Source organism: Novipirellula herctigrandis (assembly GCA_007859835.1).
Lineage (GTDB): Bacteria > Planctomycetota > Planctomycetia > Pirellulales > Pirellulaceae > Novipirellula_A > Novipirellula_A herctigrandis.
Genome location: SJPJ01000001.1, coordinates 5,531,254 through 5,557,881, shown reverse-complemented (window position 1 = coordinate 5,557,881; position 26,628 = coordinate 5,531,254). Strand labels below are relative to the sequence as shown.

Annotated in this window: 25 protein-coding genes; 18 read left to right on the top strand and 7 right to left on the bottom strand. The window is 52.4% G+C overall.

The features are described 5' to 3' along the window. Positions 1 to 69: 69 nt before the first annotated feature. A complete protein-coding gene (locus CA13_RS20340; protein WP_146399731.1) occupies positions 70 to 2,352 on the bottom strand; it encodes a hypothetical protein in 2,283 nt (760 codons plus the stop codon). Beyond that, positions 2,352 to 2,615, bottom strand: a complete 264-nt coding sequence (locus CA13_RS20335) for a MazG nucleotide pyrophosphohydrolase domain-containing protein (RefSeq protein WP_146403792.1) — start codon at positions 2,613 to 2,615, stop codon at positions 2,352 to 2,354. Before CA13_RS20335 ends, CA13_RS20340 begins: the two co-directional genes overlap by 1 nt. A gap of 309 nt (positions 2,616 to 2,924) precedes the next feature. Between CA13_RS20335 and CA13_RS20330 the strand changes: the two genes are divergently transcribed. Together CA13_RS20330 and CA13_RS20325 are read left to right on the top strand one after the other, a co-directional pair. Continuing rightward, the gene (locus tag CA13_RS20330; protein ID WP_419194621.1) at positions 2,925 to 4,145 is read left to right on the top strand and encodes a sulfotransferase family protein; all 1,221 of its coding nucleotides are present in this window, start codon (positions 2,925 to 2,927) and stop codon (positions 4,143 to 4,145) included. Further along, a complete protein-coding gene (locus CA13_RS20325) occupies positions 4,138 to 5,484 on the top strand; it encodes a 3-keto-disaccharide hydrolase (RefSeq protein WP_146399729.1) in 1,347 nt (448 codons plus the stop codon). Before CA13_RS20330 ends, CA13_RS20325 begins: the two co-directional genes overlap by 8 nt. A 12-nt stretch (positions 5,485 to 5,496) precedes the next feature. Here CA13_RS20325 and CA13_RS20320 read toward each other — a convergent pair whose 3' ends face one another. Next, a complete protein-coding gene (locus tag CA13_RS20320) occupies positions 5,497 to 6,237 on the bottom strand; it encodes a hypothetical protein (RefSeq protein ID WP_146399727.1) in 741 nt (246 codons plus the stop codon). Positions 6,238 to 6,293: 56 nt separating this feature from the next. Continuing rightward, a complete protein-coding gene (gene ispH / locus CA13_RS20315) occupies positions 6,294 to 7,250 on the bottom strand; it encodes a 4-hydroxy-3-methylbut-2-enyl diphosphate reductase (protein ID WP_146399725.1) in 957 nt (318 codons plus the stop codon). A 190-nt stretch (positions 7,251 to 7,440) separates the two neighbouring features. Between ispH and hpnC the strand changes: the two genes are divergently transcribed. The 11 genes from hpnC to CA13_RS20260 all read left to right on the top strand — a co-directional run bounded on the left by hpnC (position 7,441) and on the right by CA13_RS20260 (position 18,873). After that, positions 7,441 to 8,298: a squalene synthase HpnC gene (gene hpnC / locus CA13_RS20310; RefSeq protein WP_146399723.1), complete on the top strand. Its 858-nt coding sequence runs from the start codon at positions 7,441 to 7,443 to the stop codon at positions 8,296 to 8,298. Positions 8,299 to 8,342: 44 nt separating this feature from the next. Then, positions 8,343 to 9,317: a phytoene/squalene synthase family protein gene (locus CA13_RS20305; RefSeq protein ID WP_146399721.1), complete on the top strand. Its 975-nt coding sequence runs from the start codon at positions 8,343 to 8,345 to the stop codon at positions 9,315 to 9,317. A gap of 230 nt (positions 9,318 to 9,547) precedes the next feature. Then, on the top strand, positions 9,548 to 10,120 hold the full coding sequence (locus tag CA13_RS20300) for an RNA polymerase sigma factor (RefSeq protein WP_146399720.1): 573 nt from the start codon (positions 9,548 to 9,550) through the stop codon (positions 10,118 to 10,120). Beyond that, on the top strand, positions 10,117 to 10,650 hold the full coding sequence (locus CA13_RS20295) for a hypothetical protein (RefSeq protein ID WP_146399718.1): 534 nt from the start codon (positions 10,117 to 10,119) through the stop codon (positions 10,648 to 10,650). Before CA13_RS20300 ends, CA13_RS20295 begins: the two co-directional genes overlap by 4 nt. Further along, entirely contained in the window at positions 10,640 to 11,326 is a 687-nt protein-coding gene (locus CA13_RS20290) for a hypothetical protein (RefSeq protein WP_146399716.1), read from the top strand. Before CA13_RS20295 ends, CA13_RS20290 begins: the two co-directional genes overlap by 11 nt. 78 nt (positions 11,327 to 11,404) lie before the next feature. Continuing rightward, positions 11,405 to 14,236 (top strand): DUF1549 and DUF1553 domain-containing protein, encoded by a 2,832-nt coding sequence (locus tag CA13_RS20285; RefSeq protein ID WP_419194620.1) that lies wholly within the window; start codon positions 11,405 to 11,407, stop codon positions 14,234 to 14,236. Positions 14,237 to 14,348: 112 nt separating this feature from the next. After that, positions 14,349 to 15,653 (top strand): DUF1501 domain-containing protein, encoded by a 1,305-nt coding sequence (locus CA13_RS20280; RefSeq protein ID WP_146399714.1) that lies wholly within the window; start codon positions 14,349 to 14,351, stop codon positions 15,651 to 15,653. Positions 15,654 to 15,662: 9 nt separating this feature from the next. Continuing rightward, entirely contained in the window at positions 15,663 to 16,388 is a 726-nt protein-coding gene (locus tag CA13_RS20275) for an apolipoprotein acyltransferase (protein ID WP_146399712.1), read from the top strand. A 13-nt stretch (positions 16,389 to 16,401) separates the two neighbouring features. Beyond that, complete coding sequence (locus tag CA13_RS20270) at positions 16,402 to 16,998, top strand: DUF2585 family protein (protein ID WP_419194619.1); 597 nt, start codon at positions 16,402 to 16,404, stop codon at positions 16,996 to 16,998. Positions 16,999 to 17,106: 108 nt separating this feature from the next. Further along, a complete protein-coding gene (locus CA13_RS20265; protein WP_419194618.1) occupies positions 17,107 to 18,612 on the top strand; it encodes a YeiH family protein in 1,506 nt (501 codons plus the stop codon). A gap of 39 nt (positions 18,613 to 18,651) precedes the next feature. Next, a complete protein-coding gene (locus tag CA13_RS20260) occupies positions 18,652 to 18,873 on the top strand; it encodes a hypothetical protein (RefSeq protein WP_146399710.1) in 222 nt (73 codons plus the stop codon). 46 nt (positions 18,874 to 18,919) lie between these two features. On the opposite strand, the gene CA13_RS20255 is transcribed toward CA13_RS20260, so the two are convergent. Then, positions 18,920 to 19,513 (bottom strand): RNA polymerase sigma factor, encoded by a 594-nt coding sequence (locus tag CA13_RS20255; protein ID WP_146399708.1) that lies wholly within the window; start codon positions 19,511 to 19,513, stop codon positions 18,920 to 18,922. Between the two features lie 346 nt (positions 19,514 to 19,859). After that, entirely contained in the window at positions 19,860 to 20,198 is a 339-nt protein-coding gene (locus CA13_RS20250; protein ID WP_146399706.1) for a hypothetical protein, read from the bottom strand. A 266-nt stretch (positions 20,199 to 20,464) separates the two neighbouring features. Between CA13_RS20250 and CA13_RS20245 the strand changes: the two genes are divergently transcribed. Beyond that, entirely contained in the window at positions 20,465 to 21,322 is an 858-nt protein-coding gene (locus tag CA13_RS20245; RefSeq protein WP_146399705.1) for a ComF family protein, read from the top strand. 88 nt (positions 21,323 to 21,410) lie between these two features. Next, a complete protein-coding gene (locus tag CA13_RS20240) occupies positions 21,411 to 22,364 on the top strand; it encodes a DUF502 domain-containing protein (protein ID WP_146399701.1) in 954 nt (317 codons plus the stop codon). A 4-nt stretch (positions 22,365 to 22,368) separates the two neighbouring features. On the opposite strand, the gene CA13_RS20235 is transcribed toward CA13_RS20240, so the two are convergent. Continuing rightward, complete coding sequence (locus tag CA13_RS20235; protein ID WP_146399699.1) at positions 22,369 to 23,613, bottom strand: HEAT repeat domain-containing protein; 1,245 nt, start codon at positions 23,611 to 23,613, stop codon at positions 22,369 to 22,371. Positions 23,614 to 23,881: 268 nt separating this feature from the next. Here CA13_RS20235 and CA13_RS20230 point away from each other — a divergent pair, with 268 nt between their 5' ends. The 3 genes from CA13_RS20230 (at position 23,882) to CA13_RS20220 (ending at position 26,545) form a co-directional block, all read left to right on the top strand. Then, positions 23,882 to 24,670: a phosphoadenylyl-sulfate reductase gene (locus tag CA13_RS20230; RefSeq protein WP_146399697.1), complete on the top strand. Its 789-nt coding sequence runs from the start codon at positions 23,882 to 23,884 to the stop codon at positions 24,668 to 24,670. 22 nt (positions 24,671 to 24,692) lie between these two features. Further along, positions 24,693 to 25,118, top strand: a complete 426-nt coding sequence (locus tag CA13_RS20225; protein ID WP_146399696.1) for an RrF2 family transcriptional regulator — start codon at positions 24,693 to 24,695, stop codon at positions 25,116 to 25,118. A 197-nt stretch (positions 25,119 to 25,315) separates the two neighbouring features. Further along, entirely contained in the window at positions 25,316 to 26,545 is a 1,230-nt protein-coding gene (locus CA13_RS20220; protein WP_146399695.1) for a TIGR03000 domain-containing protein, read from the top strand. Positions 26,546 to 26,628 lie beyond the last annotated feature (83 nt).

Sequence of the window (26,628 nt, the reverse complement as noted above, 5' to 3'; positions counted from 1 at the left end):
GCCGCTTCTATCAAGTGGGAATTCGGTGCTGTCAGAAACAAGGAATTGATTGCAGCTAAACGCAATCATCTACAAACGTCGTTTATTTTTGACTGGGATGACCAATCGCATTAGGGTCAACGTGTTATCGTCAATACTGGCTTTCGCATCATCGCTTGACAGTTCCATTTGTGTCGACGGTTTCGCCAACCGCCCGACCAAAATACATCGATCGTCAATAAGCAAATGGCTCCGATCCAAGAACGATAGCACTCGATCGTTGAGCGTCGTATAGCGAGAGCCACCGACGGTATTATGGAACATCAACATTTCAGCCAACCGCTCTGGATTGTCGGTCATCGACGGGTTCCACACTTGTGTCTCGGTGGAACTTTCCAGAGCCTTTTGCCGCGATAGTTGCCAACGAAAGTTCTTTTGGCGAAGGACATCAATCGACTCGATCCGCTCTCCCTTTGGAAATCGAGTGGGCAACAGGTACGCCCAATTTCGATAAATTAAAATGCCATTGAGCAGATCAACGGGCAACGGGTTAACCAGAGTGCCTTCGAGTAACTCCGTACCGCTGCGACGGCTCAACACAATATCCTCGGCCAAGTTTGGCTCGAAGCGAATCCGCGTTGCCACCGATTTGCTGCTTCGCGGTGCCATTGGCAAATCCACGATTTCGGTTGTCCGTTGGCCTTCGCGAGTGTCGAAGCGAACCTCATAGTTTGGCAACCGAGCGTTTTCGCCTGTCACCTGAATCGCACCAAACGATCGACCAGGGAAACCAAACGGCGCCGTGATAATGGATTTGATATTGTGGGAAAATTGACTCAACGAATCCGCTGGGGCGCTTTCAACATCCAACCGATTGGCGTCGTGAGAATACAAAACACTCCAGGCAAACGACTCACCCAATTGCGATTGCACATCAATGTCGACAATTTCAATACGATTAACGGGGACTGCGGCAGTGTCACGATCCGGTGCCTCGGAGTTGACAAGCAGCTTTGGGTCCTCACGAAGTATTGGCTTCGCTTGCATCACCAATAGCGCCGAAATACCAATTGCCATGACCGGAAAGGTGAGCCATCCGAGCAGAGGTTTTCCGAGCAGCCGATTCACCAAAAAATAGTCAAGAGGGCCGATCAACGCGATCAAGCCGATCAGGATTAATGAGACAATCGAGAACGGAAAACGGCGTTGCGTGGGAAAGTGATCCAGTGTCGCACGCATCTGGCCCGCCAAATCATCGTAAGCGGTCGCACGGTTAATCGTCGAAAGGGGCGTTTCGTTAGATTGAAATAGTTTGCCAGTAAGCTGAGTGATCAAATCGGTACGTTGTGGCCAATCGACAAAAGGAGCCTTGTCGAGGTCCGCCGCGATGATCGTAATTTCCCCGAATCCAACGACATATTCAACTGCGATCGGTGCGCTGACTCGGCGAGTCGTCCGCCCGATGACAATGGAATCACCTACCCCTTTGGGAAGCTTTGCACCACGAAATGTTGTCAACGGAGTTTGCGTGGAAGTAAAGGTTTCAATCGCTGATGGATCAAACTCGACGGTAATCCAATCGTCAATGCTGCTATCACCACTGACCGCTGATGTTGGCGAGGGGATCAATTCTAATAGCCAAGGAGCAGCCTTTTTCAACTCAGGTAATGATTCACCGAGTGTCAACAAAACACGGCCACCTCCCTCGATCCATCCGACGATCGCGTCTCGTTGCGATGGATCAAGTCGCTCAAGAATCGCAGCCCCCGAACCACCGATCATCAAGAGGTCGATCCCTTCATATCCAAGCACCGAATCCGGTAAACCGGCCGCAGAATCGGGTATTGAGACGGCCACCGATGCATCGCGACGGAGGATTTCGTTGGCACCAAATTGCTCAACCCCCATTGGATTGCCGATCGATACGACCCACGGCATCCCGAGTGGAATTTGGGCGGAACCTCGTGAGGGTGATCCTATCGACGCAAACCGAGTTGCCACACGATTCCCGTCCGAACACTCGACGACCAGCGGTGCTTCTTCGCTGCCCGGAATCGCATAAGCCCAACGTGTATGGTTTGTTGATTGAGCATCATATGAATGGACATAAGCCACCGACACTCCATCGCCATCTTCTGTTTCGATCCGCGTTGGGACCACTTGTGGGTTGGTGCAATGAATCCCCGTCCAGCATCCCACCCGAAAATGTCCGTCGATCCCGACCGCTATTTGGTCGGTACCAACGTTCTGCTTCGCGGCAATCTCCGCATTGGCCGTCGGTTGAGCCATCGCATGCCGGACGACCGCCAGGTTCGCAAACAGACACACCTGACAAAGGATAACGAAGCAGAATTTTGATCGAACCAAAGGCATTATGGCTTCTCGGAATTGGGGCATTCGCAAACGAGCCGACCACAACCGGGGCACCCGTGTCCGTACTTGGCGACCAACGCAGCATTGAGATCAATTTTGGCCACATTGGCGATCGTCGCCAACCAAGCGATCACGTCGGCAAACTCTTCCGCTAAATTTTCGCGATCGTTTCCCCGTAGCGCCGAAGCCAACTCACCAATCTCTTCCATCAACCACATGAAGGTTCCATCGACACCACGAGCGACATCTTTTTCATAATACATGTCGTGAATGTGACGCTGTAAATCCACAATCGACAATTCTTGCTGATTAGAAGCGGGTGGGTCGGAATCGTTAGCAGAAGTCAAGGTATTGCAGTCGGAAAAGAGAGAATTCGGAGAATTGGCAAGGCTGGAAACTCGGAAACGGATTTGCAGATTGTAGCCAAATCCCCGTGATTGGAGAGGTGAGGTGCCTTAGGGAATCACACAAACCGGTCACCTTGGGACTGCACGGTTGGCCGTTAAACAATTACAGTGTTGGCTAGCGTTTGGTTCCCGTTGTTTTCGCGGTTTTATTGAGGTTTGGGATCTTTGGCCGAACTTTCGTCGAAAGACGCCTTTTCTGACGCTTCCGATAGTCCCAAAGGGGACGAAAAGGGGACGCTGCGCGGAGAGAAACCGGGCGACAAAGCGGTCTCGACCGACCGCCCGTACCACCAATACCCCTTCTATTCGCCTCGTTTTTGGCATGGAATGCGACCATTTGCTTGGTATGAATTGCTTCGCCAAGGCCGTTTCCGTATCCACCCCAGTCGGTGGACATTGGCTTTTGTCGTCTCGATTGCCACAATCGCGAACACGGCTCTGTCAGGCATCCAGAAGCTGTTTTTTGGTCGCCGCAGTCGAAACGCCGAACTCCACGGCACCCCCGTTTTCATTATCGGTCATTGGCGAAGTGGTACGACACTGCTCCATGAATTGATGGTTCGGGACGAACGCCTTAGCAGCCCATCCACGTTTCAATGCTTTGCACCATCGCATTTCCTGGCGACTGAATGGTTTTTTCGGCGATTCGCCACTTGGTTACTGCCGGGCAAAAGGCCGATGGACAATATGGCCGCTGGGTGGGATCGCCCCCAAGAGGATGAGTTCGCACTGCTAACGATGGGGATGCCATCCCCATACCGGCGAATCGCCTTTCCCAACGAAGGCCCCGTCGACTTGGAATACTTAAGCTTCAAAGGGGTCTCGCAACCCGACATCGACACTTGGCTCACAACGCTCCGGCGGTTCCTGTTGAACGTCAGCGTCGCTACCGGTCGTCCGCTGGTCATTAAAAGCCCAACTCACACCGGCCGCATCGCTCAATTGGCACATGAGTTTCCGCAAGCCAAGTTTATTCACATCACACGTAACCCCACCGCACTTTTCCCTTCGACATGCCGGCTTTGGAAAAGTCTCGATGAAGTGCAAAGCCTGCAAAAACCAAATCACGACCAGATTGAACCGTATGTGATCGATTGCCTCGAACGAATGTACGAGGCCTTTCATGAAGGGCGACAATCGGTTTCCCCCGATCGCCTGATCGACATTCGTTACGAAGACCTAATTGCAGATCCTGTTGAGACGCTTCGATCGATTTACAAAACCCTACACCTAAGCGACTTTGAATCCGTTGAACCCCTGATTCAGCATTGGACCGAAACGGAACACAAAGGCTACCAAACCAACCAACATCAACTCGATCCCAAAGCCGACGCATTGATTCGTTCGCGTTGGGCAACCTATTTTAAGCGTTATGGATATGAATAAGCTTCGCTCACGCTACTGGATTTCCCTCTTCGTTTTCGTATCGATCGCCACCCTTGGATGCCGTTCAAAAAAGGCAGCATCCCCAGACCCCGCGAACGAATCGCAGTCCGAAACGCCCCTTATTTTCGAACCGCAAACCTACGAGGCAACGGCCGACGAATTACTCTCCGCTCGGCTTGCCCCAACCGAGACCTCCGAAGGTTGGATTCGACTGTTCGATGGTCACACGCTATTCGGTTGGGAAATTGCGGGAAACGCGAATTGGAAAGTCGAAGACCAAACGATCACCGTCGACAAGGGCGACATCTGCTTAGTCTGCACTTCGATTCCATGGGCAAACTACGAATTAACACTTGAATTCAATGCGGACGAGCAATCCAACAGTGGCATTTTCTTGCGGACCCCACTGCAAGTCGAAGAGCCGAAGTTCGAATGCTACGAAGTCAACATTGCCGGGGACGACCATCCGTTTCCGACCGGCAGTATCGTTGAGCGAGAAAAGGTATCCGGCGACGCGCCAAAGCAAACCTTTGGCCAATGGCGACGGATGACCATGCGAATGGAAGGCAACCACTTGCAAGTCTCGCTAGACGACAAAATTGTCACCGATTACACCGACCCGATTGGCTTGCCAGCGGGCCGAATCGGATTGCAGCACAACCAAGGCCGCGTCGCGTTTCGTGATATTCGCCTGCGGCCCCTCGGACTCAAATCGCTGCTCGACGAAGAGCTTTCGATGTGGAAACAATACCCCGAGATGGACGCCGAATTCACCGTCGCCGATGACGGAGCAATGCAAGTCAAAGGTGGCAGTGGCCAAATCGAAACCACTGAATCGTATGATGACTTTGTTTTGTTAGCCGAGTACAAGTTGCCGAAACCCGAGATCAACTCAGGCATCTTTTTTCGTTGTATCCCCGGCGACAAGATGATGGGTTATGAATGCCAAGTCAGTAACGCAATGCTAAACGATTTGCCGCTTTCGCCAGCGGACTGCGGCACAGGCGGCATTTTTCGACGCCAAGACGCAAGAGTTGTCGCCGGTGAACCAGACAAGTGGGCAACGGTGGTGTTGGCTGCACACGGTCCCAAAATCGCCGCGTGGGTTGAAGGCGTGCAAGTCAGCAATTGGCAAGACGACCGCGAAGAGAACGAAAATCCACGCAAAGGTAAACGACTCGCCCCCGGAACCATCATCATCCAAGGACATGACGAGACGACCGATGCGTTATTCAAACAAATTGCCATCGCCACGCCCGTCATCCCCACGCCCGTCATCGACACATCCGTCATCGACAACGAAAATGGCGAAGACGAAACGAATCAAGGCGATCAATAAAGCAGCGGCAAACTACTCAATCACACGGCCATCGACAACGTCTTCGTCGATGTCCGCATCGAGTTCGGGGTCGTCCATCCAACCACCATCTTCGATTTCTCCGAACGCGTCACTCCCGCCTGCCATCATCACAAAGTCATAGTTGCCTTCGCCTGCGTGCGTTTGCAACTTCTCAAGAATGCGTTGTTGGAACAGTGGTGAATCATGCGGCCCGTTTACATACCGGGGCTTGCCGTTATCGCCTCCATATTGGAACGACTCGGTACATTCACTTGCCTCGATGCCTGTCCAAATCGGCTCAACTTTTCGGTAGTCCGCGTGAGGTTCGATGCCAAATTTCCGCGCGTACTCGACGGATCCTTCGACAAATTTCTTAGCCTTTGCAGTCGCACAAGGCTTGAGCGGTTCAACCTGCTCGGAACGTTCGATATACTCAGTCAAATTCGATGGGTAGGTGACAAAAGCGTGAATATCCTTTACGCCTAAGCAAAACGCATCAACCAAGAATCGAGCACACGCAACGCGACCATCAGGCAAAAACCGACTGATGAATACCGCCCCAAGTCGGCTATTCGCTTCGAACAAGTCGTCGCTCATGTAACAACGGTCAAACGAACCACCGCTAGCGGCTTTCATCTGCCCGGCAAGCGACTGCATCACGCTTTTCTCGCGTGCTTGCTGCTTTCGCTTTGCAACTTCTTTCGAACGTTTTCTGGCAAGCTTCTTTTGACGCTGTTGTTCTTTCGAAGGCATAACTATTGGACTCCGTTATAAAGACATGACTTGGGGGAAAAATGCCGAAAGGAGGATCAGTCTAAAGCGGTGCCAACCTCTTTGCCGAAGGCACGCAACGGCTTCGGCAACGGAAACAGGACCGATTCTTCGCGAATCTGCTGTACTTCCACCGTCGCATTGAACCTCTCCACTAACCAATCAATTGTTTCCTGAACGACCGACTCAGGGGCACTCGCACCAGCAGTAATCAGGACGGTTTCCGCATTTTGGAATAGGTCCACCGACAAATCGGCGGGGCCGTCGACCAAGTAGGCTCGTTTTTGTTGCCTTTCTGCGGCTAACTCGCGAAGCCGTTGGCTGTTGCTGCTGTTTTGGCTACCCAGCACCACGATGACGTCGGCTTGACCCGATAGCAGCCTGACAGCTTCTTGGCGGTTTTGCGTCGCGTAACAAATATCCGCCTTCGACGGACTTTCAATCTTCGGAAACCGTTCGCGAAGTTTCGTGATGATACGAGTGGCATCGTCCACGCTGAGAGTGGTTTGAGTCAAATAGGCAAGTTTGGATTCGTCATGAACTTCAAGCGTATCGACACTCTGCTCGTCTTCAACAAGCACAATCGCTTCGGGCGCTTCGCCCATCGTTCCGATAACCTCATCATGCCCTTCATGCCCAATCAAGAAGATCGTGTAGCCCGCTTTGGCGTATTTGATCGCTTCGAGATGGACTTTCGTCACCAAGGGACAGGTGGCATCAATGGCGTTGAGCTTCTGATCGCGAGCTTCCTGGCGAATTTCCGGTGAAACACCGTGAGCCGAAAACAGTAGCACACTTCCCTCAGGGACCTCTTCAATATGATTGACAAACACCGCCCCTTTATCTTGGAACATGTTCACGACGTACTTGTTATGCACGATCTCGTGATACACATAGACCGGTGGTCCGAACTTGCGTAGGGTAAGATCAAGCGAATCGATCGCCATGTGCACCCCTGCGCAAAAGCCTCGCGGTGCAGCTAGGATGATTTTCATAGAGTTGTTTTTCTTTTTTTAGTGCAAAGCTTAGCCCGCCAAAATGCCTGCTCAGCCAAAATGCCTGCTCAGCCAAAATGCCTGCTCAGCCAAAATGACTAGCCCTCCCATTGTCGCTCAACGACTTGATTCGGGAAGCCCCTCGCAAAGAACCGAAAACCAGAGTACTCGCTAACCGATACCGTTTGCCATGCCCACCGCTGACGAAATCCATCAATCCGAAGCTCTGTGCCGCCGAATGGCCACATCGCACTATGAAAACTTCCTTTTCGCCAGTGTGCTGCTGCCGCGACGGCTTCGTCAATCCTCCTATAACGTCTATGCATTTTGCCGGACCGCAGACGACCTAGCCGATGAATCGTCGTCGCGAAAAACAGCTCTGGCGTCACTCGCGGTGTTCCAACAGAGTCTCGATCGAACCTTTGCCGGTGCACCTCCACAAGGACTTTTCCCAGCGTTATTCACGACGATCCGCGATTTCGATTTACCGAAAAGGCCGTTCGATGACCTACTCGATGCGTTTCGCCAAGATCAAAATAAAACATGCTACGCGAATTTCGAGGAATTGCTTCACTACTGCGAACGAAGTGCCAACCCGGTCGGGCGAATCATGCTCGATTTGGCCGAAGCTAATTCGGAAGCCAACATCGCCTTGTCCAACAAAATCTGTACAGCGCTTCAATTGGTGAACTTCTGGCAGGATGTCGCTCGCGATTATGCGATCGGACGAATCTACTTACCCACGGATCAAATGGACCGTTTTGGTGTCAAAGAGTCGCACCTTTCTGAGAGCAAAACGTCTCCCGAACTACGACGGTTACTTCAGTCAGAATGTCAGCGTGCGGAACGCTTCTTTGATGAAGGGGAACCGCTCATCGATGCGGTACCATCATGGTTTGGCCGAAATTTACGACTAATTGTCGGAGGCGGGCGAGCGACAATCGCGGCGATCCGCCAAATCGAATTTGATGTACTCAGCCATCGTCCGACTCTCAGCAAATGGACCCAAACCCGGCTACTGGTTCGTTCGCTCCTGGTTTCACGCTAAGCGTGTTCTTCCTTTGGCCCTCGGCGAGCGAGTATGATCAGGGTATGAACTCGGAACGGTGCATTGCTGAAAGCTATCGACACTCACGACGCATTTCGCGACGGAGCCGAAGCAATTTCTATCGCTCGTTTTGGCTGCTACCGCGCCCAAAACGAGATGCGATGTACGCGTTATACGCGTTCGCTCGCATTACCGATGACGTCGGCGATTGTGAGGAACCGACGACGCTGCGAACGAAGTGGCTCGATTGGTGGCGACACACAACGGCGCTGAATTTGATCAGCGACACACCTCTGGGCGAGATTACGCTTCCCGATTTGCCCGACGCAAAGGGGTCTCAGTGGAATACGGTTCTGCCCCAACGAGTACGCCAAATTTTACCTGGCCTTCGAGACGCATCGAATCGATACCAAATTCCGACGCGTTACTTGCTCGAAATCATCGATGGTGTAATCGCGGACCAACAAAAGACTCGGTTCGACACCTACGAACAACTTGAACACTATTGTTACCTCGTTGCATCGGCGGTCGGCTTAGCCTGCCTACATGTGTGGGAATTTGACTCGCCATTGCCGCTGGAACCCGCCGTCGATTGTGGACTGGCTTTCCAAATCACCAATGTGCTCCGCGATGTTGCCGAGGATGCAAAACGTGGCCGAATCTACTTGCCACGCCAACACTACGAACAACATGGTTTGTATGAAGATGACCTGCTAAACCCCCGTAGCGATGACCGACTGAGATGCTTAATGCAAGACGAAATCGCAAGAGCAAAAAAGTTGTTCGATTCAGGTTGGCATGTCTGGGATTCGCTGCACGATGACGGGCGGCCTATGTTTAGCATGATGTGGCGAACCTACCGCCGTCTCCTCTCTCGAATCGAAGAAGATCCCGGCTTGGTGGCCTCACAACGCGTCACCCTTTCGGCTCGAGATCAATTTGGATTGGCATCACAGCATTTCTTGCCAACGCGGTTTCGTCGTTTGCCTGTCCCGCCGCTGGAAGTCCGATACCGCTAATCGGACGATCACGGAAACGGCCGTCCGCCGAGAGCCTCCGGCGGCACGCACCCCATTTACACGATAAATCAAACAGCCCCTGCGACTATTCGTGCATGCGACCCCATGCGACTAAAAAGCCCCCCAGCAAGAAATACGGCCAAGGATCGCAGTGCAAAACCTATTAAAAAAGCACGCGAATTTTGAAATAAACTCCAATAGCTACGTATCTTTACTGGTATCCCAGCGAAATGACCATTGATCCAGGCAAAAATCCGAACGAAACCGAGGCTGCCGATGATGGCGCAGAGGGTCGTGAACCAGACAACAACTGGCGGGATGTATTCTTGGACAGCGAACCGGGACTTCGTGCTTTTCTCGGTCGGCGACTTGGCCAACACGCGGATGCCGAGGATTGCTTGCAGGTCGTCTTTTTGAAGGCGGTTGAACAAGGCCAAAACATCCCCGTTGCCGCGAGAAAAGCTTGGCTGTTTCGAGTTGCATCGAACCAAGCTGCCCGCATTTGGCGTGACCAGTCAACGACTACAAGAATATTAGAAAAGCACGCGGAATCCTCCGCTGCAAACGAAACACCGGACCACCTCGAAAACTTAGTTGCCCAGGAAACCACACGGAAGTTACGCCAAGCAATCGATCAGCTTCCACCGTCGTGGCAGCAGGTCGTTCGGTTGCGAATTCACGAGGGAATGACCTTCCAAGAAATCGCGAACCATCTGCAAATCCCACTTGGGACCGCGCTGACACAAATGCGACGAGCTCTTGAACAACTCGCCGCCAAAGTAACACGAGACGAAGATTCATGACCACAGATCAACATTTCCATACCGACGAGTTGTCGCGTAACGAATGTTTGCTGTACTTGTTCGACGAACTCTCGGATGAACAACAGCAAGCGTTCGAGTCGCGTTTGGAAAATTCGGATGCCATGGCCGACCAACTTGCTCGCGCAGCAGACCTGATCGGCAATGTCGCGATGTCGGGTATCGACGGCAAATCATCTCACTCGAATGACTCGCCCCCTTGGTCCAAACAAAGACGTGTCGCTGCAGTCTTACTGACTCTTGCGGGCAGCCTCGCACTTACGTTTCTCTTCAATTGGACTTCCCTGCAAAACCCGAAACCGACGGGCAACGAACAACTGCAAATTGCCGAAGTATGGGTCGCGACGATCACCAACGACGAGGTGCAAGAGGACCCACTTGCGAATTTAGAGTCGTTTGCTGTCACTTCGGTTTCGCTTGACATGGCCGATCCAATCGATTCATCAACCGACGGACTCGATTTAGGGTGGATGGTTGAGGCAATTGCCCAAGGAGAGAACAATGAAGGTTGATCGACGAGACACTTGGACTCAGGCGAGTGTCGTTACGGCCATGCTACTCTGTTGCTCATTGGCATCCGCAGTAGATCGCATCGATTCCTCCGCAAGCGAAACGGCTGAGCGACAGACAAGCAAAGCCACTAAATCGCAGAACGAAAACAACACAAGAACGGTCCAGCGAAAACCCGAACTTGTCGCGATGGAAGTGGTCGCCATGCAATTGGTCGATGAGCATTTACAGGAATTAAAGGGGATGCTCGATCAACTTCGAACACGCAACCCCAACCACTACCGCATCGCGATCCGAGATCTTAGTCGAGCCGCAAAACGACTTGAAAATGCAAAAAAACGCGGCGAACAATTGTTCGAAATTGAGATTGAGTTATTGAAAGCCCAAACTCATGCAACGCTACTAACCGCCAAATTAAAGGTCAACGACAACAATCCGTTGCGGAAAGAACTTCGCGAGGCAACAGACCGATTGGTACATGCACAAATCAATCGAGCCGAGTTTGACGTACAGATCATGACTCAGCGAATTGAAAAGGCGATGCAGCAACTTGAAACAGCGGAGCGTTTGTTGGAAACCAAAAAGACAAACCATGAAGAAGACATCGAAAAGACTTACCGATCCTTCTTGAATCGTGTCGGCCTGTCGGCTGACAATCCATCGGACGCGTCCCCCTAGTAGTCCATTCATCTTCAATACTTCTCCCGTCACTTTTCCAACCCACTTTTTCATCACTTATTCACTCTGGTGCGAATCATGATACGAATCGGAACCAAGCCTACCTTCTGCATTGTCGTTGCGATGTGCGTTCTATTGCTTGGACAATTGGGCGCCCCTGTGTCGGCCGAACCGGCCAAGATCAGCACGCCCAAACCAACCGACACGAACACAAAAACACTCGCTCCACTTCGCGAAAGATTCCAATCTGCGGATGTGACCGAGGCACCCGATTTCCAAAAGCATGTGGTTCCATTGCTCGGCCGTTTGGGATGCAACGGGCGTGCATGCCATGGTTCATTCCAAGGCCGAGGTGGATTCCAATTATCACTATTTGGCTACGATTTCAAATCCGATCACGCAGCACTTCACGAAGAAAACTGCGGACGAGTCGACGTGGACGATATCGACGAAAGCTTGATCCTGGTGAAACCGCTTGATGCCGACATGCACGATGGGGGCAAACGATTCGACAAGGGAAGCTGGCAACACCATGTTCTTCGAAAATGGATCGCGTCGGGTGCCGAGTTCAACCCAAACAAGATGCACTTGCTAGAAAAGCTCGAAGTGATCCCCACCGAAATTTCGTTTTCCAAACAAAGGGAAACCGTACAACTGACCGCAACAGCCCATTGGCAAGATGGAACGATGGAAGATGTCACACAACTGTGCCGGTTTAGCACAAACGATGAATCGATTGCTGCGATTGACGAACTTGGCGAAGTCACATCGGGTGAAAAGGGTGACACCCATGTTGTCGTTTACTATGACAATGCGGTAGTTCCGATTCCTGTCTTACGGCCGATCGGCCCCAAGCGATATGCGGCCTCGGAGGCAACCACTGCAATCGACCGCTTGGTTCTCGAAAAGCTTGATAAGCTTGGCGTCGCTCCGTCAGATGTTTGCACCGATGCCGAATTTCTACGCCGGGTTTCGCTGGACATGACGGGCGTGCTACCTGCGGCAGATTTCGTCCGAGAGTTCCTCGCCGACACCTCCCCAAACAAACGGGCAACCCTGGTCGACGAACTGCTTGACTCTCCCGCCTACGCGGCATGGTGGGCGACTCGCATGTCAGATTGGACCGGCAATAGCGATGCTCAACTCAACAATGCGCTGCCTGTTCGAGGAGCTGCTTCGCGATTGTGGCACGAATGGCTGCGAGTTCGAATCGACCAAAACATGCCCTATGACCAAATCGTCCAGGGAATCGTGGAAGCCAAAAGCCGACAAGAGGGCGAAAGCTACCTTGAATACTGCGAAGCGATGACCGAGGCGTGTCAGAGGGGTAACGAAAATCTTTTCGCCGAGCGAGACGGTCTACCACTGTATTGGGCGCGCCGCAATTTCCAAAAACCAGAAGATCGTGCAATCGGATTCGCCTATGCGTTCTTGGGAGTTCGCATCGAGTGTGCTCAGTGCCACAAGCATCCATTCGATCGATGGTCCAAAAATGATTTTGACAAGTTCTCAAAACTGTTCACCACGGTCAGGGCGAGTCAAAACGGCATCGGCGCCGACGCAAAAGAACAACGAAACGAACTCATCAAGCAAGTGACCGATGGCAAGAAACTCGACAACGGTGAATTGCGAAGAGCAATCTATCGAGCAGCCGCCCAGGGAGAAACGGTCCCCTTCGGAGAGCTGTTTGTTGTGAAGCAAAGAACCGTCAATAAAACGCTTTTGGAAAAGCGAAAGAAACTGATCGCCAAAGCGAAGCAGAACGGCAAGAAGGTCGCGCCATTGCCTATTCCGAGTGGCCATATTCTTGGCGAATCGACGGCTGTGCCCCTATCAACCGATCCTCGTCCTGCATTGATGCAATGGCTTCGCAGCGAAACGAATCCCTTCTTTGCTAAAGCGATTGTCAATCGAGTTTGGGCAAACTACTTTGGCATTGGAATCGTTGATCCGACCGACGACATGAACATGGCGAATCCGCCAAGCAACACGCCACTTCTCGACTTCCTTGCGAAACAATTCATCCATCAAAAATTTGATTTGAAATGGCTGCACCGAGAAATCGTGCTGAGTGCAACTTATCAACGAAGTGCGGAACCCAACGAAACGAACCGACACGATCGTGTCAACTTTGCTCGTCATGTGCCGCGCCGTTTGCCGGCCGAAGTGGTCTATGACGCGGTCGTCTTAGCAACCGGCTCGGACGACAAAGCGAGTCAACTACGTAACGAAGTCGACCAAATGGCAATCGCAGAAGGACTCGCACAAAACCGAAACAAACGCGATTTTGCGATGGAGGTTTTTGGGCAATCGATTCGTGAATCCAATTGTGATTGTGATCGCAGCGATTCGCCAAGTTTACTTCAAGCGATTTACCTGCGAAACGATGCCGACATGCACCGAAGGTTATCAAGCGATGATGGCTGGGTCGCACAAGCCTGTGAGTCGCTCGGCGTTGACGCACCATCGAACCGAATTGACCCTAAGAAAGTGGCCACACTACGGGCTGCCAATGGTTTGCGAAAACAGATCTTGACGAAAGTTCGGCAGTTCAACCAGATACCAAAGGTTCGACAGGCGAACACGATGCCCAAAGTCCAGCGGGAATACCAACGAGCCAAGAGTAAGTTCAATCAGTTTGGTTTTGACATTCCGCCACTGAAAAAACTGCTTACTAACCCAAACTCGTGGCAAAAGGTCGAGCTTGCTAAACAAGATAGCGAAAAAGCAACGATGACGATCGATGCTGTGATCGAAGAGGCCTACATGCGAACCCTCAGCCGTTTTCCCGACCGAGAAGAAACTGCTATCGCAACGGATTACATCGATACTTCGACTTCGAAATCCGATGCGGTGCAATCACTGTTGTGGGCATTGGTCAACACCAAAGAATTCATCATTACTCATTAGACGACTCGTACCATTTGTCTCATTGCAACGAGGCTAACGGAAAACTTTGTTGCCATCCGAGCCAACAAAGGCGACTTTCAATCAAACTACTTTCTTATCAGGTAAATCAACCATGAAATTTCATTCAACATGTGATGGTGTTCGGCGTCGCGACATGCTCAAGGCAGGCGTCCTAACCGTTGGTGGTTTGAGCTTATCGAACTACATGCAGATGGCGAACGCGGGCCAAATCCAACCGGGACGCGCCGATCGAGCAATCTTTATTGAATTGTCTGGTGGCCCGTCACACTTAGACATGTTCGATATGAAACCGGACGCACCGGAGGAAATCCGTGGGGCGTTCAAGCCGATTTCGACGAACGTCAGTGGCATTCAAATCTCGGAACATTTACCGAAACTGGCTGGTTGTGCAGACAAGTACGCGATACTTCGCGGGGTCAGCCATACATTGGCCGCCCACCAACTTGGCCGCGAATACGTCAACACAGGAAGCAAACCGTTACCGTCGCTCGAATATCCCGGCTACGGTTCGGTGCTGAGCAAAGAAAGGCCCTCGGATGCAGATATCCCTAGTCAAGTTGCGATTCCGCGAGCGGGACATGGGCCCGGATTTTTAGGAATTCGCTACGCGGCGCTCGAAACCAATTCAGCGCCTCAATTGGGTCAGCCCTACTCTGTTCGTGGCATCTCGCTTGCCGGCGGAATTGGGGTTGATGAGGTTAAACGACGCCAAGGGCTACTCAAGAAGCTGGATCGTCGTTTCGCGGAACTAGAAAAAGACGACCAATTGCTCGAAGGTCTCGACCAATTTGGCGAACAAGCCTATTCGATGATCACGTCCTCGCGAGCTCGCGATGCATTCGACATCAGCAAGGAACCCGAGAGCTTTGCGAAACAGTTTGGCGAAGATTCCTTTGGGCAAAGCTGCTTACTGGCGATGCGTCTGGTTGAATCAGGAGTACGTTTGGTTAGCGTCCAATTGGGCGGATGGGACACCCATCAAGACAATTTCAAGAAGCTCAAAACCAGCAATCTTCCAAAGTTAGACGCCGGATTGAGCGGACTTTTGATCGGACTCGAGCAACGTGGACTATTGGATTCCACGGCCGTTTTCGTTACAGGAGAATTTGGACGAACGCCAAAAATCAATAACCGAAGCGCTGATGGTGGGCGCGACCACTACCCACGATGCATGTTCATGTTGATGGCTGGCGGCGCTGTTCGTGGTGGCCAAGTGATTGGCGAAAGTGACGCGACTGCTGCGGGCCCACTACACGAAGGCTTCTCACCGGATGATGTCGCGGCAAGTTTCTATTACAACCTCGGGATTGACCCAACGCTTGAGTATGACTCGAATACGGGCCGCCCGATCACCTTGGTCCGAAACGGCAATGTGATCAAATCATTGTTCGTATAATGGCAATCCATGACCAAGACGACTCAAAACCTAGTGAACCGTTTTCACGAGGTTGGCTATGCTAATCAAACAAATTCAGATGCCGAATCGCTAGCTCCCGAAGACGGGCTGATTGGTTTTTTTCAGAATTTTCGCCCAAACGGTGAAGGCGTCGATGGGTTGTTTGCAGAAACGCCTTGGGGCGGCGAACTTCTTCGGAGGTTGAAACGCCTTTTTGACTTTGCCGGCGACGATCGGCGGCCGCAAGGTGGACGGGATGTTTACTTTATTGTCCGCAATCCGAAACCACTCGAACCGGACGACGCGCAGACCCTTGCACAGCAATGGCTCGGCAACCTTCACGATCTGGCGTCACTCGCCCAAGTTCACCGGTTGACCGAGAAGTTGGCCCCCTGCCCTTCGATTCGCATACTCGAAGGGATTGCGCCAAAGCATCCCAAAGACGAATCGGAAAAGGCGGAGCTGCTAAATTTGCTGCAAAAATTTGGCCCCAATCTCGTTTCACGAATCACTTCGCCCGACGAACCGACTCGAACGCTACAGGCAGCTTATTTCTATACTGCTTGCGATTGGATGTTACGAGATTACTTGATGTGGCCGCTTTTTCGGGATGCGATTGATGTCGATGACCCCTTTGAGCCGTATTTCCAATTATGGGCTCATGGAGTGAAGTATCGCATCTTCAATGATTCCCAGGTCGAGATTTACCTGCCTCGCCATTTCAACCAGCCTTGATGTGTTTTAAGCCTTGACCAATCTTGATGTAAAAACGGACAAGCAACCGACAAGCATATGGCTTGGCGGAATTGCAATCTTGATGACGACAATCTTGGTACTGCTAGACCGAGTGTGGTGGTGCCAATCAGGCGACCTCCTGCCATGGTCATGGGATATTTGGTCAAGTCACAATTCGCAGCACTTGCTCGACCCCTATTCGTTGTCACACCTGGAACATGGATTGGCTCTTTGGCTGATTTTGGAATTGCTAATCGGAAAGACAACGCAACGCTCTACTCGGTTGATCGTCATTGCAGCGATTGAGGCGGGTTGGGAAGTGATTGAAAACACGCCGATGATGATCGAACGATACCGCGAGGCCACCATATCGCTCGACTATTTTGGCGACAGCATCCTTAACTCGATAAGCGACTACACCATGTGTGTGATCGGTGCAATGGCTGCGATCAGTTTGTCGAGCAGTCGCTTTTCTTGGCGATCAACTATCGCGGCGGTGGTATTCTTGGAAGCCGTCAGCGTGTTTTGGATTCGCGATAGTTTGCTATTGAATATCGTGATGTTAGCGTATCCCATCGACGCGATCCGAGACTGGCAATCGGGCATTTGATCGCTTGCTTGAGTGGCTGCCTGGACTTGGTAGACGCGAGGCTGTAGAAACACCTGTCCTCCGTCCACCAATCCCTCCACTTTTAAGCAGTGAAAACGACTCTCTTTCATGCAAGTTAATCCTTACGATTCGCCCAAAGAGTCCCCCCAACCGAACAAAAATGTTACCGATCACCGTGACGTGGTCGAGACTCCGCCTCCCTCGGAGCGTCCAAGTCTTTGGACTGAAATGCGAACATCCGAAGACTGGTTGGCGATTTGGTGTGCCGCAGTTTTGCTTTTGGTTTCCTTCGCTGCCGTATGGGTGACGCGGCCAGTCGATCTAGCGGAGCAAGTCGCTGCAAACGAAAAGGTTGCCGTTACAAGTCCGCTGAAACCCTATGTATCAAAACCGGGTGGCTGGGATACCAATCCGATTGACGCGTTCTTGAACACCGATGACGCCGGAGCAGTTTCGACCACGATCCCTGGGACACTTGGGGTCTATGCTGTGATCGGCCTGCTATTCGCTATGGCGACCTTTTTGCGAGGCAAGTCGACGCCACAATTCTTGATTGCGTTCCCGTTTATTTTTGCGCTTGCAGCGATCGCATATACACTTTCGGGCCAAAGTGTGATCAAGGCCTACAACTTGGAGTACGCCCTGTGGGCATTATTGGTGGGATTGATTATTAGCAATACCATCGGAACGCCAACGTTTCTTAAACCTGCGGTGCTAACGGAGTTTTACATCAAGACAGGGCTAGTACTTCTTGGTGCGGAAGTTCTGATGAGCCGTTTGTTGGCACTTGGACTTCCCGGCATCTTTGTCGCGTGGGTCGTAACGCCCATTGTCTTAGTAGGCACATTCATCTTTGGTCAAAAAGTCCTCAAGATACCATCAAAATCGTTGAACATGGTCATTTCCGCTGACATGTCGGTCTGTGGAGTGTCAGCCGCGATCGCGACGGCGGCTGCCTGCAAAGCCAAAAAAGAAGAATTGTCGTTGGCAATAGGCATGTCGTTGTCATTCACGGTCGTCATGATGGTGGTGTTGCCGATGATCATCAAAGCCGTCGGGATGGACGAGATTCTCGGCGGCGCATGGCTTGGCGGAACGATTGACTCGACCGGAGCAGTTGCGGCAGCGGGTGCGGTTTTGGGCGATCGCGCCTTAGAAGTCGCGGCAACCGTGAAGATGATTCAAAACATCCTTATTGGCGTAACGGCATTCTTGGTTGCAATCTACTGGGTTACCTATGTGGAACGCGATCCATCCGCACCACACCCAGGCGTGTCGGAAATCTGGTATCGGTTCCCCAAATTTGTACTTGGTTTTGTGGCAATGTCCGTCTTGTTTTCGACCCTCTACTCGACACTTACCGGTGGCCCAGAGCTAGTCGGCGCGATGATTAGCGGATCGACGAAAACCTTCCGCGGATGGTTCTTCTGCTTGGCTTTCGTCAGCATTGGGCTCGATACCAATTTTTCGAAGTTGATGCCTTACTTTAAGGGCGGCAAGCCGCTGATCCTCTATGTTTGCGGCCAATCGCTCAACCTCGTCTTGACGTTGTTCATGGCGTGGTTCATGTTCAAAGTCGTCTTTGCCGATCGAATTAGTGAGATGGTGCCGTAGGTGATGTCAGAGTCAAACAATCCAAGACGATGTACACGAATGGTTGCTTTTGCAGGGTCGGTGGTTGCCGTCGCGATTATGTGGTTGGTGGTCTTACCGGGATTAAGCAAGCGACCAGCGATGCGAGAACGATTGGATTGGCTTGACGAACGTGGCATCGACCCAAGTGCGATGTATTACACAGAGCTACCAGTTATGGAGGAGATTTTGGTGCGTCAGCGTCAACGCGATCGGAAGTCAAACGACGTATCAACGCAATAAAAAACTCGCCCCTCGGATCAAAATCCGAGGGACGAGTCAACGTGAGTTAGACGGCTTGAAGCACGTCCTCTTCCATTTCCTTTTGCAGCCGCTTCCGAGCGACGTGCAACCGCCGCTTGATCGTTCCGACCGGCGCGTCGAATTCGTTGCTCATTTCGATAAGCGACTTGCTGTGCAAGTAAAACGCCTTAAGCGTTTGCTGGTCCAACGCACCAAGTCGATCGATGCTATCCCGAACCACTTCGGCTTGCTCTCGATCTTCGGCAAATGCATCGGGGGTTCCGACAGCATAGCAAGTCGCTTCGAGCGTTTCCGGATCACAGGCAATGGCGACTCGATTTCGAGTCAACCGATTGATTGCCATTCGGTGCACGATCTGCCGCAACCATCCGCCGAATGCTTCGGGCACCCGCAATTGGCCAATCTTCTGCATCGCTTGGATAAAAACGTCCTGCGTGAGCTCTTCCGCTTCGTCGGCATTGCGAACTCGCCGCATTGCCAGTGCAACGATTCCAGACCGGTACCGCTCAAAGAGCGCACCGAATGCGTCTCGGTCACCGGCTTGTGCCGCAACGACCAATTGAGCGACCGTCCGAGTCTCCGTTTGGAAATCCAAGAAGCTGTTTTCAGTGATGTTCATGTTCGGTTCCTCTCCGAAGTCTCGGGCCACGCTTGATGCAGATGTTTTTCATCCGGCGGGAATAAGTGAGCCGAGTTGCGACAACAGCGGAACGCTGTGCTGCGGGGGTTAAAATTCACTTCATGAGGTTGGTTCACTAAGTACTTGAACGATGAAGTTCAAGGTTTCTTAGCTAACCAGATGCAAAACGCTTGGGGCCGATGGAGCTGCGAATGCAAACGGAATGCAAAAGGCAATACGTTGGCAAGCGAATTTCCGGGCCGCGTTTATCAGTCGTCGTTGTCGCTCAAGGATCGTTGTTGGAATGGCGATCGTCGAAGCGAGAACGTGGAAAAGGGATCGAGCCTTAGGCTCTGCCCCGTTCCAAAACGGGTTCCGATTCGCAGCGGACGGGGACCATTTGCATTCGCAAAAGCCCTCGCCGGCTATCGAACTTCGGATAACCGAGTTGACTGCCGGGTTTTATGCCGCGCGTCCAACTCATCGTCCTTGTGCCGCCGTCATCCAATGTGACGGCGCACGGATTCGATAAGCTCGAATAACACGACATACCCAGTTGCATCCACCATGACCGTAGATGGAGGTGAGATGCGACGACGATACGCGATACGGCAGCAAAATTCTCACGGACTTCGGCGACTGCGAAGAAACGTGCGACGGCGGCGATAATCGATACGAAACGCATTTCAATCCTCCCGGCACCGATAAGCGGGTGCGGCGGCGGAGCAAAGGAAAAAAACAGAACAAACCAAGTAGCATACGATTCGCTACCGGTTTCCTAGATGAACAATATCCAGGAAGGCCAAAGAAAACCAGTGAAAACTTTTCCAAAAGTTCCTTCGACTTCTATCAATGATCGTTTAGACAGGCGACCAAGTCCAAGGTTCGCGGTTAAAATTGAAAAGTATTCTTTTCTTGAAGCCTTTTCTTTCTTTCCCATCGCCGTCCACCATGTCCATTTCGATCAGCGAGACGATTAAGAAATGCCAGCATTGGGTCTCGACGGGGAAAACGGCCGCAGCGGAGTCGGTCCTCGATTTGGCATTTCCCCCGAGTTGTGCCTTGTGTAACCGGTTGGTCAGCCCTGGAGTCGACTTTTGTCAGGATTGTCGTGTCTCGTTAGTTTCCAGTGAATTTCAAATGCGACACTGTTGCCTGCGCTGTGGTTTTCCACTTGGCCGACCAGTGATTAATGAGAACGAAAATTCGGCGGGGCCAATCGCACCAACGGGGAACGCAACCCCCTCTTCGGGGTGCCCGCAGTGCAAGGAGAAGACGTTTCAGTTCGATGGGGTGATTCCGATGTGGACCTACCACGGCTTGGTTTGTGATGCTGTTGTCGCTTCGAAATATGTCCATTTGTCCCCATTGGCGGCCGCTTTGGGGAATCGACTCGGTCGCTGCGTTGCCAATCGACTAGGCGAGGACCTTCCGGACGTGGTCACGTTTGTCCCGTCTTACTTCACTCGCCAACTTTCGAGGGGCGGTATCGGTACCGCCACTTTGGCGCGATCCGTCGGTGAATCCTTGGGGGTTCCCGTGCGTCCGCTGCTTCAAGCGACCCGAAAAATCAAGAAGCAAGCTTGGTTGGACGATGACAGCCGGCTTCACAATGTTCGCGATGCGTTCAAAATAAAGAGAAGTTACGCTTTCGGCAGGTCGCCTAATTTGCTCGATCGGCATATCTTGGTGGTCGACGATGTTTACACCACCGGCGCAACCGTCAACGAGATCGCCGGGGTGCTAAGAGGAGGCGGAGCATTTCGGGTCAGCGTCGCCGTGGTCGCTCGGGCGGTCAGAGCGACCTGAACATGCCAGCAACCAGACACACCATCACAAGACGGACTTCCAAACGGACTTCCTGACGAACTTCACGAATTTTCAGACAGACGTCACGATGCAATCGCCCCTTCCCGAGACCGAAACAACTAGCCCTCCAACTCCGCCACGGAGCGGTGGTTTTCGACGCGCGGTGTTACGTGGGCTCGGCGTTGTCCTGCCGCCGCTACTAACCATCGCCGTTCTCATTTGGGCATGGAGCACAATTGAAAGTTATGTGCTCGCACCGATTGAATTGAGTATCCGATCGGCGATTGTCAATACAATCTCGCCACAACGAACTTATTCATCGGTTCCGCAGGGAGCCATTCCAACCGGCGAACGACGACTCGACGGCTTTACATTCAAGGGCGAACGCTATGTGCCCGATCCTACCAGACGACGGTTCTTGCCCGAAGAAGTGGTCAACACGGTTAACGAGAACGCCGATCGATTTGGCCCCTACACCCCCGCCCCCGCGAGCGCGAATGCCTACTGGCACCGATATGTTGAGATCAGCTACATGCCGCGTTCGGTCGTCGTGCCAGTCTTCTTGATCGTCTTTTTAACGGTGCTTTATTTTGTCGGTCGACTCTTTACGTTTGGGCTCGGCCATTGGTTTGTCCGATCGTTCGATGCCACAATTTTGCGAATCCCAATCGTCAACAAGGTTTATGGCGGAGTGAAACAGGTCACCGATTTTGCGTTCAGTGACCGCGAAATCGAATTCAACCGAGTCGTGGCGATAGAGTATCCGGCCAAAGGCATCTGGTCTTTGGGGTTCGTCACCGGAAATGGAATGAAAGAAATTTCGATTGCCAACGGGGAACCGATGCTGAGTGTGCTGATGCCGACCAGCCCAATGCCAATGACGGGTTTCACGGTGACGGTGAAACGAAGCGACGCCATCGACTTGAACTTAACGGTCGACGAAGCGATCCAGTTCATCGTTAGTTGTGGCGTCGTCGTACCGCCTCAACAGCGCTATGATCAACCGACCGTTCCATCACCCCAACGCTTGACCAAGAATTGATCCTTTACGGATCACGCCGTAAATCGCCGCTATAACCGCCATGTTTCAGGGCAAAGTAACGTCGCCACGCTTGCTTGTCGTAGCCAAAGTCGACGTCAGGCTCGACCGTTTTCAGCAATGCCAACATGCCAGGGTTTTCGACGTTTCGCTTGATCTTCACCGGCTTGCCTCCGGTCGAAAACGAACTTGACCCATTGTCGGAGAACCCAGGCGTTAACCCCGCTTTGGGTGCAATCGTTTTGGTGTGAGTCGTTACCAAAGCATCAATGTAAACCGAAGCCAACTCCACATCGGGAAAGAATCTCAACGCTCTTGCAGCGCGCGTCACATCCGCGTGATCATTGCTCCGTAGCATCCCGACGTAACTGAGGACCGCCGAATCACTTCCATAGTCCTGTAGCTTTGTCAGTGCGGCTTCGCGAACCACGTCGTCGGATTCGAAAAGGCCTGCTCGTGTCAGAGCTTCGACCGAAACCAAGTTTTGGAACCGACTAAGCAACTCAACCCAAAGCAGATCCAATGGTCGGCCATGGTTATTTTCGAGCAATTGTTTGGCGATTGCTGAAGCTGCTAAGGGATCATCGATCGCCTGGAGTGTTGCCATCGCTTCGGCTGACTTACTGTTGTTACGAATAACCACTTTCAGTAGTCGCTCGATTTCGCGGACCCAATGTTTTGCGTCCACGTTACTCGAATCATGGTACTCCGAGATCGCTGCGGCCTCGGGAAGCACCCACTTTCCACCGACTGAAATCATGCCGCGCGATCGCATCAAGTCCGTATAGCGAATCCACTTGCCATCGTCGGTTTGAACATAGCCAAGTGACGCGCGTGCTTTGCTGTGATCGGGGTCAAATCGCACCGCCATCTGCATATGAAATCGGCGATACGCGTCTTTGTTGGCCGAGATGGTCTTTGCACACCAAACGGCTAACAAGTAATGCTCCTGGGCATCCTCCCCCGCCTTGGCCACACGATCGCGATACTCGGCCAATGTTTTCGAGGAGACCGCTCGATCGACTTGGCTTCCAGGGAACGCGATGCTGATTTCGTCGTCCACCTCGACAATGTCGATTTTCCTTTCTACCAAACGACGGACCTTCCCCGAGACATGCCCTCCGCCGCGTAGCTCGATCGTATCGGCCAAAATCAGCGAAGACGTAGCCGAGCACCCCAAAGCGAACACGACCACTCGTATTGCAGCGCAGCAACAAAACCGGGTATCGATGCGTTGAAATCCGCGAAACATATCGAAAATGATGGGACCCGTGCTGGAAAAAGAACGAACGGTTGACACAAAATGTGGCCCAGTACGAATCAGGGCCACCAAATACCCTATCGGCCTATTCTAACCGCATCGCCGCAAAACGCCGTCAAATTCGTTCATTTCCGAACCCCCAATCGCCGATAACCATACTTGACTAAGTAGATCATGTTTGTATGATTCCTTGCCCGTCTTGTTCGCACACGATTCGATCCTGGTACGAGTCGAACCCGAAATGAGCCAAATTTTTGCTATGAGCCAACCAAGTCCCTCCAGCCCGTTACCGCTGTTTTCGATCGACGCGAACGAACCCCGGGGTGCATTAGCGGCCGATCCGCCGCTTGTCCCCACCGAGGAACTGCTGGAGGAAATCAAGCAAGAGAGCGAGAAGCTTGAAACTGCCACGCCACAAGAAATCCTTCGCTGGGCGATCGACCGATTTGCTCCACGATTCACGATGGCAACGGCATTCGGCCCCGAAGGGATGACGATCATTCACATGCTGGCCGAAATGGCGCCGGAAACTCCGATTTTCAATCTCGATACGGGATATCAGTTTCAGGAGACACTTGATCTGAGAGAAACGATCAAGAAACGCTATGGAATCGAAGTGGAGTACAAATTACCCGAAACGACGGTCGCCGAATACGAAGCGGCCAACGGTGGACCCGTTTACAAAACCGACCCGAATCGTTGCTGTTTTGACCGCAAATTGAGCGTTTTGCATAAGGCTGCAAAGGGATGGCACGCTTGGGCCAGTGCGATTCGGCGTGACCAGAGCCCTGATCGTGCCAAAGCGCCGATCATCGGTTGGGACAAGAAATTCCAACTCGTGAAGGTCAGCCCGTTGGCCAATTGGTCGAAAGCCCAAGTTTGGACGCTGATCACGAAAGAGAACATTCCCTACAACCCGCTACATGATCAGGGCTACCCCAGCGTGGGATGCCAACCCTGTACGCGAGCTGTCGGGGCAGGCGAGGACGAACGAGCCGGTCGTTGGTCAGGCTTCCAAAAAACCGAATGTGGACTGCATTCTTCGTAAACCCAACCTTTGGGAGAACTTGATGATGATCTCGGCGCGAGTTCACTACGCTTGCTTGGCGTTGTTTGAGCTGGCGATGCGCGCCGACGACACGACACCGGTGGCTGTTCGCGAGATCACGGACAAACACAATATTCCGGGGCCCTTCTTGGTCCAAATCCTTCGGCCTCTTCGTGCCGCCGGATGGGTTCAGAGCGTCCGAGGTAGTCATGGAGGCTATCGTTTATCGGTAGATCCTTCGCAAATTACGTTGCTAGATATTGCCGAAGCGATGGGATGCCAGGATCGAAATAGCCATTTGTCGGAAACGCCCACCAAGTCGGCTATTGCCCTTCAACATGCCTGGGACGAGGCAAACGAAGCATCACGGGCTGTCCTCAGCGGTCTACGGCTGAGCGATATGGTCGAACGATGCCACCACGGCGAAGCAACGATGTTCTACATTTAGGGCCGCGAAGACGCCCCTCGCCAAACCCTCAATCTCGCCGCAGAGCCCCTCAAGCTCCCATCACGCAAATTCTACCCAGACTCCTTGCTTCTCGCCTAGCAATCGTTATTCTACCATCGGCGGGGGGCTAACCCTTAATGGGTGGGCAAACCGCTCTCGTCGTACTCGTTTGTTTTCTGACGGAGGGTTATTCAACAGTGACCAAGTACTTCAAGTTTTTGACGATTGCCTCAGCAATCATCCTCTTCGCAAGCGTGCCTGACCCGGTTTTTGCAGGCGGGTCCTACGGAGGAAGCTACGGCTCATCCGTTAGTTACTCGTGCACTGGTGGCGGATCATCGGGCGGCTACACAGCCTATAGCAGCGGTTCATCCGGCGGTCGCGTCGGCCCGCTACGACGTCTATTCGCTGCCATCCGTTCTCGTCGTGCCGCTCGCCATCGCAGTAGTGGCTCATCGGGCGGCTCACGCGGCGGTGTCAGCTACGCCAGCTACAACAGCGGCGGGTGCAGCGGCGGCAACGTTAGTAACGCAAGCTACTCGAGCTATGGCAGTAGCGGTGGCAGTGGAATGAGCTTCAACTCGTACGTGGTTCCCACGGTTGATTCGTATCCGATGTCGTATGAATCTCAGTCTTACGGTCTCGACACTGGCTATGAATCGCCGATCATCGAATCCTCTTATCAACCTTACTCGGCGCCGTTGGACTCCGTTCCAATGGGAGACACCATTATCGACGGCGGCTACGATTCGGGTGTAATTCAAGATAGTGGACCAAGTGTGATCGCCGATCCTGTTTTCAACGACAGTGCATCGATCGAAGGCGAGACAATCGACAACTCAAATCGCTATGAATCCGCCAAGCCAAAATTGGATGTGGACGCAGCATTACTGACGGTGGCTGTCCCTGAACATGCCGTCGTCACAGTGAACGGGCACGCGACAACCAGTGATGGCAATGTTCGGCAATTCATGTCACGCGGATTGCAGGAAGGCTACGTTTACACTTACGTGGTGAACGTCGACTACGACTTCAATGGTGAAAATAAGTCCGAATCCAAATCGATCAAGTTACGCCCCGGCGATGTCGAACAAGTCGTGTTCGAAACACCCCAGCAAACCGAAGAACAGCCAAAGACATCTGACAACCAACCGGAAACGAGCGATGTTGTGACGGTCGTTAAGCTACACGTACCCAAGGGTGCTGAAGTCACTTTGGCGGGCAACCCGACCAAGGGCCAAGGTAGTATTCGAACGTTCCGAACGACTCAATTAAAGGTTGGCGAACAATGGACCGATTACACGATTCGTGTAACCGCCGTTGTCAACGGCCAAGCTGTCAGCAAGGAAAGAACCGTCAATGTTGCCGCCGGCAGCAATACGGAATTGACATTTGAATTTGAAGAAAGCTCGTTCGCACAACGATAGTCGAAGACTTCGGCGAAGCGTTATCGAGGCAAAAATGGATTAGCCGTGTCCTTTTCGAAGGACGCGGCTTTTTTGTTGTCCAT

Excerpts from the sequence above, each read along its gene's own strand:
- CA13_RS20340 (WP_146399731.1), bottom strand. The coding sequence starts at position 2,352 with ATGCCTTTGGTTCGATCAAAATTCTGCTTCGTTATCCTTTGTCAGGTG.
- CA13_RS20335 (WP_146403792.1), bottom strand. The coding sequence starts at position 2,615 with ATGTATTATGAAAAAGATGTCGCTCGTGGTGTCGATGGAACCTTCATG.
- CA13_RS20325 (WP_146399729.1), top strand. The coding sequence starts at position 4,138 with ATGAATAAGCTTCGCTCACGCTACTGGATTTCCCTCTTCGTTTTCGTA.
- CA13_RS20320 (WP_146399727.1), bottom strand. The coding sequence starts at position 6,237 with ATGCCTTCGAAAGAACAACAGCGTCAAAAGAAGCTTGCCAGAAAACGT.
- ispH (WP_146399725.1), bottom strand. The coding sequence starts at position 7,250 with ATGAAAATCATCCTAGCTGCACCGCGAGGCTTTTGCGCAGGGGTGCAC.
- hpnC (WP_146399723.1), top strand. The coding sequence starts at position 7,441 with ATGCCCACCGCTGACGAAATCCATCAATCCGAAGCTCTGTGCCGCCGA.
- CA13_RS20305 (WP_146399721.1), top strand. The coding sequence starts at position 8,343 with ATGAACTCGGAACGGTGCATTGCTGAAAGCTATCGACACTCACGACGC.
- CA13_RS20300 (WP_146399720.1), top strand. The coding sequence starts at position 9,548 with ATGACCATTGATCCAGGCAAAAATCCGAACGAAACCGAGGCTGCCGAT.
- CA13_RS20295 (WP_146399718.1), top strand. The coding sequence starts at position 10,117 with ATGACCACAGATCAACATTTCCATACCGACGAGTTGTCGCGTAACGAA.
- CA13_RS20290 (WP_146399716.1), top strand. The coding sequence starts at position 10,640 with ATGAAGGTTGATCGACGAGACACTTGGACTCAGGCGAGTGTCGTTACG.
- CA13_RS20285 (WP_419194620.1), top strand. The coding sequence starts at position 11,405 with ATGATACGAATCGGAACCAAGCCTACCTTCTGCATTGTCGTTGCGATG.
- CA13_RS20280 (WP_146399714.1), top strand. The coding sequence starts at position 14,349 with ATGAAATTTCATTCAACATGTGATGGTGTTCGGCGTCGCGACATGCTC.
- CA13_RS20275 (WP_146399712.1), top strand. The coding sequence starts at position 15,663 with ATGACCAAGACGACTCAAAACCTAGTGAACCGTTTTCACGAGGTTGGC.
- CA13_RS20265 (WP_419194618.1), top strand. The coding sequence starts at position 17,107 with ATGCAAGTTAATCCTTACGATTCGCCCAAAGAGTCCCCCCAACCGAAC.
- CA13_RS20260 (WP_146399710.1), top strand. The coding sequence starts at position 18,652 with ATGGTTGCTTTTGCAGGGTCGGTGGTTGCCGTCGCGATTATGTGGTTG.
- CA13_RS20255 (WP_146399708.1), bottom strand. The coding sequence starts at position 19,513 with ATGAACATCACTGAAAACAGCTTCTTGGATTTCCAAACGGAGACTCGG.
- CA13_RS20250 (WP_146399706.1), bottom strand. The coding sequence starts at position 20,198 with ATGCGTTTCGTATCGATTATCGCCGCCGTCGCACGTTTCTTCGCAGTC.
- CA13_RS20245 (WP_146399705.1), top strand. The coding sequence starts at position 20,465 with ATGTCCATTTCGATCAGCGAGACGATTAAGAAATGCCAGCATTGGGTC.
- CA13_RS20240 (WP_146399701.1), top strand. The coding sequence starts at position 21,411 with ATGCAATCGCCCCTTCCCGAGACCGAAACAACTAGCCCTCCAACTCCG.
- CA13_RS20235 (WP_146399699.1), bottom strand. The coding sequence starts at position 23,613 with ATGTTTCGCGGATTTCAACGCATCGATACCCGGTTTTGTTGCTGCGCT.
- CA13_RS20230 (WP_146399697.1), top strand. The coding sequence starts at position 23,882 with ATGAGCCAACCAAGTCCCTCCAGCCCGTTACCGCTGTTTTCGATCGAC.
- CA13_RS20225 (WP_146399696.1), top strand. The coding sequence starts at position 24,693 with ATGATGATCTCGGCGCGAGTTCACTACGCTTGCTTGGCGTTGTTTGAG.